The organism is Bradyrhizobium sp. sGM-13 (assembly GCF_018398875.1).
Classification (GTDB): Bacteria; Pseudomonadota; Alphaproteobacteria; order Rhizobiales; family Xanthobacteraceae; genus Bradyrhizobium.
On the sequence record NZ_JAGWDK010000024.1, the window covers coordinates 1 to 12438 of the forward strand.

Annotated in this window: 9 protein-coding genes; 2 read left to right on the forward strand and 7 right to left on the reverse strand. The window is 63.9% G+C overall.

The window, feature by feature from the left end:
- Positions 1-88: 88 nt before the first annotated feature.
- Together KJQ96_RS28515 and KJQ96_RS28520 are read left to right on the forward strand one after the other, a co-directional pair.
- Complete coding sequence (locus KJQ96_RS28515) at positions 89-1705, forward strand: acyl-CoA carboxylase subunit beta (protein WP_213289701.1); 1617 nt, start codon at positions 89-91, stop codon at positions 1703-1705.
- Between the two features lie 5 nt (positions 1706-1710).
- Positions 1711-3672 (forward strand): acetyl-CoA carboxylase biotin carboxylase subunit, encoded by a 1962-nt coding sequence (locus KJQ96_RS28520; protein WP_305830500.1) that lies wholly within the window; start codon positions 1711-1713, stop codon positions 3670-3672.
- A gap of 140 nt (positions 3673-3812) precedes the next feature.
- On the opposite strand, the gene KJQ96_RS28525 is transcribed toward KJQ96_RS28520, so the two are convergent.
- From KJQ96_RS28525 to KJQ96_RS28555, 7 genes are all read right to left on the reverse strand, one after another.
- On the reverse strand, positions 3813-4805 hold the full coding sequence (locus KJQ96_RS28525; protein ID WP_213289703.1) for an ABC transporter ATP-binding protein: 993 nt from the start codon (positions 4803-4805) through the stop codon (positions 3813-3815).
- Complete coding sequence (locus tag KJQ96_RS28530) at positions 4802-5815, reverse strand: ABC transporter ATP-binding protein (protein ID WP_213289704.1); 1014 nt, start codon at positions 5813-5815, stop codon at positions 4802-4804. The genes KJQ96_RS28525 and KJQ96_RS28530 overlap by 4 nt, the downstream gene beginning before the upstream one ends.
- Complete coding sequence (locus KJQ96_RS28535; RefSeq protein ID WP_213289705.1) at positions 5815-6708, reverse strand: ABC transporter permease; 894 nt, start codon at positions 6706-6708, stop codon at positions 5815-5817. The genes KJQ96_RS28530 and KJQ96_RS28535 overlap by 1 nt, the downstream gene beginning before the upstream one ends.
- 4 nt (positions 6709-6712) lie before the next feature.
- A complete protein-coding gene (locus KJQ96_RS28540) occupies positions 6713-7660 on the reverse strand; it encodes an ABC transporter permease (protein WP_057841301.1) in 948 nt (315 codons plus the stop codon).
- 140 nt (positions 7661-7800) lie between these two features.
- The gene (locus KJQ96_RS28545; RefSeq protein WP_213289706.1) at positions 7801-9396 is read right to left on the reverse strand and encodes an ABC transporter substrate-binding protein; all 1596 of its coding nucleotides are present in this window, start codon (positions 9394-9396) and stop codon (positions 7801-7803) included.
- Positions 9397-9689: 293 nt separating this feature from the next.
- Positions 9690-11240 carry an AMP-binding protein gene (locus KJQ96_RS28550; protein WP_213289707.1) on the reverse strand — a complete coding sequence of 517 codons (1551 nt, stop codon included), beginning with the start codon at positions 11238-11240 and terminating at the stop codon, positions 9690-9692.
- A 16-nt stretch (positions 11241-11256) separates the two neighbouring features.
- Positions 11257-12411, reverse strand: a complete 1155-nt coding sequence (locus KJQ96_RS28555; protein ID WP_213289708.1) for an iron-containing alcohol dehydrogenase — start codon at positions 12409-12411, stop codon at positions 11257-11259.
- Positions 12412-12438: the final 27 nt, after the last annotated feature.

A 12438-nucleotide genomic window follows, 5' to 3' on the forward strand; every position in this document is an offset into this window, starting at 1 on the left:
CTGAGAATCTCGAGATTCCCCGGTGCGCAATTGCGCACCTGAGGTCTGGTCCTTCGGACTATCCCGGAATGACGGAGTGAATTAGTTTATGGCTGTAATTGAATCCACCATCTCCCCCTCCAGCGCCGCCTACAAAGCCAACCGCGACGGCATGCTGGCGCTGATCGCGCGCATGCGCGCGCTTGAAGAGCGAACGCGGGCCGCATCGGCCGCAGCCAAGGACCGTTTCCACAAGCGTGGGCAGTTGTTGCCGCGCGAGCGCGTGGCGCTGGTGCTCGATCCCGGCTCGCCCTTCATCGAACTGTCGACGCTCGCCGGCTACATGTTCGACGTGCCGGACGCGGAGAAGAGCGTTCCCGGCGGCGGCGTGATCGCGGGTATCGGCTTCGTCTCCGGCATCCGCTGCATGGTCAGTGCCAATGATTCCGGCATCGATGCCGGCGCGTTGCAGCCGTTCGGCCTCGACAAGACGCTGCGGGTGCAGGAACTGGCGCTGGAAAACAAGCTGCCCTACGTGCAACTGATCGAAAGCGCCGGCGCCAATCTGCTGCGCTACCGCGTCGAGGATTTTATCCGCGGCGGCAACATTTTTCGCAATCTGGCGCGGCTGTCGGCCGCCGGTCTGCCCGTTGTCACTGTGACGCATGGATCGTCAACGGCGGGCGGCGCGTACCAGACCGGGCTCTCCGATTACATCGTTATGGTGCGCGGCCGCACCCGCGCATTCCTGGCCGGCCCGCCGCTCTTGAAGGCGGCGACGGGTGAGATCGCAACCGAGGAGGAACTCGGCGGCGCCGAGATGCACACCTCCATTTCCGGTCTTGGCGACTATCTCGCCGAGGACGACCGCGACGCGCTGCGCATCGCGCGCGATATCATGGCCAACCTGGAATGGGATCGGCCGAAGCCTGCGGCGTTGTCCTTCAAGCCGCCACGCTATGACGCCGAGGAACTGCTCGGCATCATGCCGATGGACCACAAGCGTCCCGTCGATATGCGCCAGGCTATCGCGCGCTTCGTCGACGATTCCGATTTCACCGAGTTCGGCGCGAATTACGGCCCGGCGACGGTCTGTGGCCACGCCCGCATCGAAGGACAGGCGATCGGGATCATCACCAACAACGGCCCGCTCGACGTACCCGGCGCCAACAAGGCGACGCATTTCATCCAGGCCTGCTGCCAGTCGCGCACGCCGCTGCTCTACATGAATAACACCACCGGCTACATGGTAGGCCGTGCCTATGAGGAAGCCGGCATGATCAAGCACGGTTCCAAAATGATCCAGGCGGTGACATCGGCGACCGTGCCGCAGATCACGATCTATTGCGGCGCGTCGTTCGGAGCCGGCAACTACGGCATGTGCGGGCGCGGCTTCCACCCGCGCTTCTGTTTCTCGTGGCCCAATGCCAAGACCGCGGTGATGGGCGGCGAGCAGGCCGCCGAAACCATGGCGATCGTGACCGAGGCTGCGGCGGCGCGGCGGGGCAAGCCGATCGAGAAGGAAAAGCTGGAGGCGATGAAGGCGCAGATCACGAGCGTGTTCGACGGCCAGATGGACGTGTTCTCGACCAGCGCGCGGGTGCTCGACGACGGCGTGATCGATCCCCGCGATACCCGCAGCGTGCTTGCCGAAGTGCTGGCGATCTGCCGCGAGGCCGAGGCCCGCACGCCGCAGCGCATGCAATTCTCGGTCGCCCGACCATGAGCGAGATGAAGCGAACGCCATTTTTCAAGGTTCTCGTCGCCAATCGCGGCGAGATCGCGCTGCGGATCATGCACACCGCGCGGCGGCTCGGCTATGGCGTGGTTGCCGTCTATTCCGATGCCGATCGTGATGCGCTGCACGTGCGTGAGGCGGACCAGGCAGTGCGGATCGGGGAGGCGCTGCCGGCGCAGTCTTATCTGCGGATCGACGCGATCATCGCCGCAGCCAAAGCCAGCGGGGCCGGCGCGGTGCATCCGGGCTACGGCTTCCTCGCCGAAAACGAGGATTTTGCGCAGGCCTGCCGCGATGCCGGGCTGGTCTTCATCGGGCCGTCGCCGGACGCGATCCGGGCGATGGGCAACAAGGCCGGCGCCAAGGATATCATGGCAAAGGCTGGCGTGCCCATCGTGCCCGGCTACCAGGGCGCGGACCAGAGCGACGCGGTAATGCTGGCGGAGGCCAGGAAGATCAGCTTCCCCGTGATGATCAAGGCGGTCGCCGGCGGTGGCGGGCGCGGCATGCGGCTGGTCGAAGACGCCGCGGCATTTCCGGATGCGCTGCGCAGCGCAAGGTCGGAGGCGCAGGGCGCGTTCGGCGATCCCACGGTGATCCTGGAGCGCGCGATCGTCGATCCCCGCCACATCGAGATACAGGTGTTCGGCGATCGCTACGGCAATGCCATTCATCTCGGCGAGCGCGATTGTTCGGTGCAGCGCCGACACCAGAAGCTGATTGAGGAAGCGCCGTCGCCAAAGGTGACGCCGGACTTGCGGGCGCGCATGGGCGCCGTCTCGGTCGCTGCGGTCAAATCGATTGGTTATGAGGGCGCGGGGACGCTGGAGTTCCTGCTCGATCCGTCCGGCGAGTTCTATTTCATGGAAATGAACACGCGCCTGCAGGTCGAGCATCCCGTCACCGAAGCGATTACCGGGCTCGATCTGGTCGAACTGCAATTGCGCATTGCCGCCGGCCAGCCGCTCGGGCTCAAGCAGGAGGATGTAAAGTTCTCCGGCCACGCCATCGAGGTGCGGCTGTGCTCGGAGGACGCGGACCATGACTTCATGCCGCAATCGGGGCGAATAGAGCTGTGGCAGATGCCCGACGGCATCCGCGTCGAGCACGCGCTGCGATCCGGTTCGGAGATTCCGCCGTTCTACGATTCGATGATCGCCAAGATCATCAGCCATGGTGCCGACCGCAACGAGGCCCGTGGGCGGTTGATTTGCGGGCTTGAACAGACTGCCGCATTCGGCATCACCACCAATCAGGGATTCCTGATTTCCTGTTTGCGCCATCCCACATTTGCAAAGGGCGATGCGACTACGGCCTTCATTGGTAATCACCGCGACGAATTGCTGGCGTCGCGTGCGAACCACGAGACGGAGGCGGCGCTGGCGGCATTGCTGCTTTACGTCACCAACCCACATGCGCCGCCCTGGCGCAGCGGCCGCAGCCTGGCAGCGACGTTCCCGCTGACGATGCGGACCGACCTTGGCCACGGTGCGTTCGAGGTTGATATCGTTCGGAACCGCGACGGGAGCTATGTCGCCGGCCTCGATGGCAACAAGCGGCGTTTCGAGATTGACGAGCTCGGCCCTGACACGATCCGCTTTCGTGCCGACGGCATGATGGAGTCAGCGAGATTCCTGCGCGATGGCGGTCGTCTGCACATCCTGCATCGCGGAGCCTCGATCGCCGCCCGCGATCTGACGCTGGCTGCGCCGACCTCCGCTGCGGCGGCGGACGGCGACGGCAAGGTGCGTGCGACGATGAACGGCCGTGTGGTCGCGGTGCTGGTCAAGCCCGGCGAGCAGGTTGCCGTCGGCCAACCGGTGATGACGCTGGAAGCGATGAAGATGGAACACGTGCACATGGCAGGCGTTGCTGGCACGGTTTCGGCCATCGATGTCACCGAGGGCGAGCAGGTGACGACGGGGCGCATCGTCGTGGAGATTGCGGCGGCGTAATTCCGTCGTCCCGGCCAAGCGAAGCGCGAGCCGGGACCATAACCACAGGCTGTTGTTGTGCGAAGGCTGGAGCTCCAGCCGACGTAACATCAACCGTCGGTAGTTATGGGTCCCTGCGTTCGCAGGGACGACGATGGAGGTTACTCCGGTCGCCCCGTGCCGTCGTTCAGCCAGCACGCCACTTGATGTCCTTCGCCGGCTTCCACCAGCGCCGGCCGCTCCACCTTGCAGCGGTCCATGACATAGCGGCAGCGGGTGTGGAAGGCGCAGCCTGAGGGTGGGTTGATCGGGCTCGGGACGTCGCCGTCGACCATGGGCGCGAGGCGCTTTGCCTTGGGATCGGCGACCGGGACAGACGCCAGCAGCGCCTGCGTGTATGGATGCCGCGGGTTGGCGAACAATGCCGACTTGTCCGCGATTTCGACAATGCGTCCGAGATACATCACGGCGACGCGATGGCTGATATGGGCGACGACGGCGAGATCATGCGCGATGAACAGGTAGGAAAAATCGTTCTTGCGCTGCAGGTCGATCAACAGGTTGATCACCTGCGCCTGGATCGAGACGTCGAGCGCCGAGACCGGCTCGTCGCACACGATCAGGCTCGGCCCGAGCGACAGTGCCCGCGCGATGCAGATGCGCTGCCGCTGGCCGCCGGAGAATTGGTGCGGGTAGTTCTTCATCTGATCGGGCCGCAAGCCCACCTGCGCGAACAGTTCCGCAACGCGTTCCTGCTGCGCGCGGCCGGTTGCCAGCCCATGCACGGCGAGCGGCTCGCCGACGATATCGCCCGCGGTCATGCGCGGATTGAGCGAGGCGAACGGATCCTGGAAGACGATCTGCATGGAGCGACGGTGCGGCCGCATCTCGGCCTTGCTGAGCCCGGTGATGTCGGTGCCGTTCAGCTTGATGGCGCCGCTGGACGGCTCCACCAGCCGCAGCACGCTGCGCGCCACTGTCGATTTACCGCAGCCGGATTCGCCGACCAGCCCGAGCGTCTCGCCTTTGGCAACCGAGAAGCTGACGCCGTCGACCGCATGCACGGTGCCGACGCGCCGGCGCAGGACACCGCCGCGCACCGCGTAATGCTTGACGAGGTCGGTGACTTCAAGGAGCGGGCGTTGGTCGCTCATGGCGCGCCCATCAGTTCGGTTGCGCGCCAGCACGCCGCAAAGTGATCGCCGTCGACTTCCTGCAGCGGCGGATATTCGGCGCGGCATCGGTCCACGGCAAGCCGGCAGCGCGGCGCGAAGGCGCAGCCTGGCGGCAAGTTGGTCAGCGACGGCACCATGCCGGGAATCTCACTCAGTCGCGCATCGGTCTTGGCACCAAACGAGATCACCGCGGGCATCGAGGCCATCAGCCCGCGCGTGTAGGGATGTTTTGGATTTTCGAACAGGTCCTCTACCGTCGCTTCCTCGACCTTCTTGCCGGCATACATCACGATGACGCGTTGCGCGGTTTGCGCGACGACGCCGAGATCGTGCGTGATCAGGATCAAGCCGGTGCCGAGCCTCTTCTGCAGATCGACGATCAGCGCCAGGATCTGCGCCTGGATCGTCACGTCGAGCGCGGTGGTCGGCTCGTCCGCGATCAACAGCGCTGGCCGGCACGCCAGGGCCATCGCGATCATCGCGCGCTGCCGCATGCCGCCGGACAATTGATGAGGATATTCGTGCGCGCGTCGGTCCGGCTCGGGAATGCGAACCAGGCGGAGCATCTCGACCGCCTTGGCCCAGGCCTCCTTCGCGGTCATTTCCTGGTGCAGGCGGAGCACCTCGGTGATCTGGTCGCCGATCCGCATCACCGGATTGAGCGAGGTCATCGGCTCTTGAAAGATCATCGAAATCCGGTTGCCGCGGATATCGCGCATCTTGGCCTCATCGAGGTTGAGCAGATCGGTCCCTTCCAGGGTGACCGAGCCGCCGACCACCCGGCCCGGCGGGTCCGGCACCAGCCGCATCACCGACAGCGCGGTCACGCTCTTGCCGCAGCCGGATTCGCCGACGATCGCAAGCGTTTCGCCGCGGCGGACGGTGAACGAGACGTCGTCGACCGCGCGGAACAGCCCGGAATTGGTGAAGAACACCGTCTGCAGGTTCTTCACATCGAGAATAGTATCGTGCTTGCGCGCCTCGCTCATCAGCCGCGCTGCCTCGGATCGAGAATGTCGCGGAGCGCGTCGCCGAACAGATTGGTGCCGAATACCGCAAGGGAGATGGCGACGCCCGGGAAAATCACCAGCCACGGCGCGGTGCGGACATATTCGGCTGCCGACTCCGACAGCATGCGGCCCCAGGACGGATAGGGCTCGGGGATGCCGAGGCCGAGGAACGACAGCGAAGCTTCGGTGAGGATGGTGGAACCGAGTTGCGCGGTCGCCAGCACGATTAAGGGCGCGAGCGTGTTCGGCAGCACGTGCCGGAGCGCGATGCGGGTCTCGCTCATGCCGATCGATTTTGCTGCCTCGACGAAGGGCTGCTCGCGCAGCGCCAGCGTATTGGCGCGGATCACGCGGGCGACGGTGGGGATCAACGGGATAGCAATCGCGATGATCACGTTCGGCAGCGATGGCCCGAGCGCCGCGGTCATCACCAGCGCCAGCACCAGGAGCGGCAGCGCCTGCAGGATGTCGGTGACGCGCTGGAACAGCAGATCGACCCAGCCGGACAGATAGCCCGATACGAGGCCGACGATGACGCCGATCGACGATCCCAGCGCAGTGGCGCCGATGCCGACGGCGAGCGAAATGCGCGCGCCGTGAATGATCCGGCTCCAGACGTCACGGCCGAATGAATCGGTTCCCATCCAGTGCGCCGCGCTCGGCGCTGCCAGCCGCTGCGCCGAATCGACGCTGAGCGGATCGTAGCGGGCGATCAGGTCGGCCGAGATCGCCATCCAGACGAACATCACCATGATGACAAGGCCGATCGTGCCGAGCAGATAACGCTGCGCCAGGAACACCAGCCGGCGCCAGCCATGCGTCGAATGGGCGCCGGCCCGCCTCAACTCGCTTTCGAAGTTAATCGTGGCCACGCGGCTAGTCCCCATACCGGATGCGCGGATCGATCGCGGCGTAAAGCATGTCGACAGTGAAGTTTGCGACCACCACGACCACGGCGATCAGCATCACGAGATTCTGCACGATCGGGTAATCGCGCCAGCGCAGCGCCTCGACCAGGAATCGGGCCACGCCTGGAATATTGAACACGGTTTCGGTGACGATCAGCCCGCCGATCAGGAACGCCGCCTCGATGCCGATTACGGTTATAACAGGGAGAATCGCGTTCTTCAGCGCGTGGCGATAATTGACCGAAGCCTCGGACGCGCCCTTGGCGCGCGCGGTGCGGATGTAATCCTGCCGCAGAATTTCGAGCATCGAGGAGCGCGTGATGCGCATGGTCAGCGCGGCGCTGCGAAATCCGACCGCCATCGCCGGCACGGCATAGATCGCGAACGCCTCCGTCCAGGTTGCCGGGTTCGGATTGTAGATCGGCATGTGGCCAAACAGCGAAACCGAGGCCATCAGGATAAGCAGCCCGAGCCAGAAGGAAGGCAGCGACAGGCCGCTCAGGCTGACGACGCGGAGGGTGTAATCCAGCCGCGAGCCTTGGTGGACTGCGCTCAGAACGCCCAAGGGAATGCCGATCGAGGCCGAGAACAACAGCGCCAGCGCCGCCAGCCGGGCGGTGATCGGAATGCGCGGCAGGATCTCCTGCAGCGCCGGCTTTTCCGAGACGTAGGAATAGCCGAGATCGCCGTGCAGCAGCCCGCCGATCCAGTTCAGATATTGCTGGTAGATCGGCAGGTTGAGGCCGAGTTCCTTTTCCAGGTTGGCCTTGTCGGTGGGATCCACGAAGCCGGCGGCGTCGAACAGGATGTCGACGATGTTGCCGGGGACGACCCGCAGCAACACGAAGATGATGATCGAGATCCCGATCAGGGTCACGAGCATCAAGGCGAGGCGTCGCACGATATAAGCAAACACCCGGCTACTCTCCCTGACCCATCGGCTAGAGCCCCTTCGGTTCTGATGAATCAGAACCGAGCTCTCGGTTTTTGTTTTGACGCGTTTTCTTCACGCGAACCGGGATCCACTTCGCTCGAAAACGCTATCGCGGCCGGACGTTACTTATCCATCCAGACGTCTTCGTAACGGTAGCCGTTGTAGGAGCTGTTCACCATGATGGTGATGCCCTTGACATAAGGCTGCCAGCACGAGCCCTGGCGGGCGTGCAAGATGATCGGCCGCGCCACATCTTCCTGCAGCTTCTTGTCGATCTCCCAGACCAGCTTCTTGCGCTTGGCGACATCCTTCTCCACCGACTGCTCGTCGAACAGCTTCTCGATTTCCCTGTTGCAGTAGTTGGTATAGTTGCGCTCCGAGCCGCAGGAGTAGTTTTCGTAGAACGACTGGTCGGGGTCGTCGACCGCATTGCCGGTGAGGTTGAGACCGAGCGAGTAATCCTTGCGGGCGACCTTGGGGAACCATTGTGCGGTATCAACGACGTCGAGATCGCCGTCGATATGGATGTTCTTCATCTGGTCGATCAGGATGACGGCGGGATCGCGGTAGATCGGGATGTTGCGCGTGGCGACCTTGACGGCGAGGCGCTTGTCCGGGCCGTAGCCCGCTTTCTGCATCAGCTTGCGCGCCTCTTCCCGGTTGGCGTTGACGTCGGGGCCGTAACCCGGAATCGATTCCAGCATTTCCTTCGGCATCGCCCACAAGCCGCCCGGTGCGGGGAGCATGGTGCCGCCGATGTCGGCCTGTCCCTCGTACAGTATCGAGACGAAGGCCTTGCGGTCGAGCACCAGTGCCAGCGCGCGGCGAATGTCGATATTATCGAACGGCGGGGCGGACGAGTTGACGATGATGTTGGTCGAGACATTGACCGGCTCGACCACGCATACTGCGTTCGGCGCCTGCGACTTGACCTCCTTCAAGAGCGGGATCGACACTTCGGTCGGGAACGTCATGTCGAATCTCCCGGAGACAAATCCGAGAATAGCCGTCGAACGGTTGGTGATGATGGTGAACTCGATGCCGTCGAGGTGCGGCAGGCCCTTCTTGAAGTAGTCGGGATTTTTCGTGAGCTTGATCGATTCGTTGGCCTTGAACTCGACGAATTTGAACGGGCCGGTGCCGACCGGCTTGGTACGCATGTCGGCCGGGGAGACGTGGCACGGGTAAACCGGGGTGTAGCCGGAGGCGAGTAACGACAACAACGCCGGCTGCGGCCGCTTCAGGCTGAACGATGCCTCGAAATCGCCGCTTGTCGTCACGTCCTCGACTTGATTGTACCAGGACTTTCGCGGGTTCTGACGAAACTTTTGTTGCGACTTGCCCATCAGCATGTCGAAGGTGCACTTGACGTCGGCTGAGGTGAACGGTTTGCCGTCATGCCATTTGACGCCCTGCTTCAATTTGAAAGTGAGTTTCTTGCCGTCGTCGCTCCAGGCCCAGCTCTCCGCCAGATCCGGGACGATGGAGTCTGCGCTGTTCTGCGCGACGTCCTGCTTGAACATGACCAGGTTGTTGAAGACCGGCATGAAGGGAACGTTGATCGAGAAGGTCGCACCTTCATGGATCGAGGCGCTGCCCGGGCTGTCGCGATGATAGACCCTGAGGATGCCGCCCTGTTTCGGCTCGCCGGCTGATGCAACATCATAAGCCGGCAGCAACAACAACGCCGCGGCGGCAAGCGCATGAACGCTCCGCATGATCCCCTCCCACGTTTGCTCGGTCTCGAAACGGCCGATTGCATCAGACGATAGCATGACGGCGCGTCCGGGCAACCGGCCAAGACGATGCACAGATCGGCAATTCGAACTAATCGAAATCCGCGCGGCGGAACACGCGCGCCAACACCGCTGTTCGCTGCGAAAGCGGCGGATTGGTTGCAGCGTAGCCGTTATGTGGTGGCTCGCGCTCGAATGTCTCGCCGGATGATGCACCGCACCACCAGGTGTCGCGACGTCTGTGTTCGAGTGCGCCATCTCACATCGTCGCATGCTCACACGATCCGCGAGGTCTTGTTGCCCCAATAGCGATCGCGCAACAGGCGCTTGTAGAGCTTGCCGGTCGGCAGCCGCGGCAGTTCGGCCTCGAAATCGATCGAGCGTGGCACTTTCTGGCGCGACAGCGACTGGCTGCAGAAGGCGATCAGTTCGTCGGCCAGTTCCTGTCCCGGCGAGACGCCCGGCATCGGCTGCACCACGGCCTTTACTTCCTCGCCGAGATCGGGATTGGGCACCCCGAACACCGCGGCATCGGCGATCTTGGGGTGGGTGATCAGGAGGTTCTCGCATTCCTGCGGGTAGATGTTGACGCCACCGGATATGATCATGAAGGTCGCGCGGTCGGTCAGATAGAGAAAGCCGTCCTCGTCGACATAGCCGACGTCGCCGACCGTGCTCATGCTGCCGTCCGGCGAACGCACCTCCTGGGTCTTGGCCGGGTCGTTGAAATATTCAAACGGGGTTGCGGTCTTGAACCATACCGTGCCCGGGATACCCACCGGGCAGGGTTGCATGTTCTCGTCGAGAATATGGAGGTCGCCGAGCATCACCCGGCCGACGGTGCCGCGGTGTGCCAGCCATTCCTCGCTATTGCAGGCGGTGAAGCCGAGTCCTTCGGTGGCGCCGTAATATTCGTGGATGATCGGTCCCCACCATTTGATGATGTCGTCCTTCACCGCGGCCGGGCAGGGCGCGGCAGCATGGATCGCGATCTCAAGCGATGAGAGGTCATAGCGCTTGCGGACATCCTCAGGCAGCTTCAGCATGCGCGAGAACATCGTCGGCACAAGCTGGGTGTGGGTGATGCCCCATCTTTGAACCAGCTCCAGATATTTTTCCGGATCAAAGCTTTCCATGATGATGACGGTGCCGCCGGCGCGGATCGTCAAATTGACCGCCGCCTGCGGCGCCGAATGGTACAGCGGCGCGGGCGAAAGGTAGATCATGCCTTCGCGGTAGTGCCACACGCCGTGCAGAAAGTCGAAGATCGCCAGATTCTGAAGCGGAGGTTGTTCGGGCAGCGGCCGCAGGATGCCCTTCGGCCGGCCCGTGGTGCCGGACGAATAGAGCATCGCGGTGCCGATGCATTCGTCTGATATCGGCGTCTTCGGCAGGCCTGACGTCGCCTGCTCAAGCCCGACGATACGGTCGCTCTCGCCGTCGCCGTCTGCGACAATGCATAATTCGACCTTGGGGCATTCCTTCAGCGCCTCGCGGGCGACGTCGAGCTTTGCCTTCGAGGTGATGAGAATGCGCGACTGGCTGTTGGTGAGGATGTAGGCGAGCTCGCCCGCGGTCAGGTAGGAGTTGACGCAGGTATAATAGAGCCCGCTGCGTTCGCCGGCGCCGCAGGCCTCGAGGTAGCGGCTGTTGTTCTCCATGAAGATCGAATAGTGGTCGAGGCGCTTGAGTCCGCGGTTGCGAAACAAGTGCGCAAGCCGGTTCGTACGCGCCTCCAGTTCACGATAGGTTACGGCCTCTCCGGTAGAAGCCATGATGAAGGCGGGCTGCAGCGGACGAAGGTGAGCATGTGTGCCGGTGTACATCTTGGCTTCGGTCTCCTTACGCGGTCATGTCCAGAATCTCGCGTACCTGCGCCGGTCCCTCGATCTTGCGCGGATTGCGCGGCACCCACGGCGTTGCCATCGCTTGTTGCGCGATGCGGTCGAAATGCTCGGGCCCAACCTTGACCTCGCGCAGGCTGCGCGGCATGCCGAGATTGCGAATGAACCGGTCGAGCACGTCGCCGGCGTCATCGTTCGGATGGCCCATGGCGGCTGCGACCAGCGCCTGACGTTCGGCATTCGCTGACTTGTTCCAACGCATCACCGACGGCAGCATCACGCAGGAGGTGTAGCCGTGCGGCACGCCGAACTCCGCGCCGAGAACGTAGCCGATGCCGTGGCTGGCGCCCATCGGCACGCCGGAAGCGAGCGGCCCGGTCGAAAGCCAGGTACCGATCTGACAATCCATCCGCGCGTCGAGGTCGCCGGCCGCGGCCTTCACCCGTGGCAGCGCCTGCGCCAGCATCGATAGGCCCTTCAGCGCCTGCGCGTCGCCATATGGGTGAGCCTCGCGCGAGCAGATGCCTTCGACGCAATGATCGACGGCGCGGATACCGGTCGACAGCCACAGCCATTCCGGCGTGTGCTGGGCAAGCCAGGGGTCGAGAATCACGGCGCGCGGCATGATCAGCGGATGGCGCAGCGCTTCCTTGACCTTCGTCTTCTCGTTGGTGACGCCGGCCGTGGAGGAGAATTCGCCACCGGCGATCGTCGTCGGCACGCTGATCTGGCGCACCGTCGGCGCGGCAAGTCGCGGCAAGCCGCCGCGACCGGCCTTGATCCGGTCGATGTCGTCCGCGCTGCGGATATCGTTGGCGAGGCAGAGCTGCACGGCCTTGGCGCCGTCGGTGATCGAACCGCCGCCGATCGTGACGATGAGATCGGCATCCGCTGCGCGGGCCTGTTCGCTGGCGGCGATCACGGCTGAGCGCGGCGTGTGCGGCGGCATCGCGTCGAACGTGCCGACGCAGCGCGACCCCAGCGCACGGCGGATGGTGTCGATCACATCGGTTTCGCGGTTGAGCGTGCCGCTGACCATCAGGAAGGCACGCCTGGTGCCGAGCCGATCCAGCTGCGCGACGAGCGCCTCGGACGCCGGCCGTCCGAACACGACCTCGTCCATGGCGCCGAATACGACACGCCCTCTGTGCACGCTTGTCCTCCCCGGACATTTTCTGGC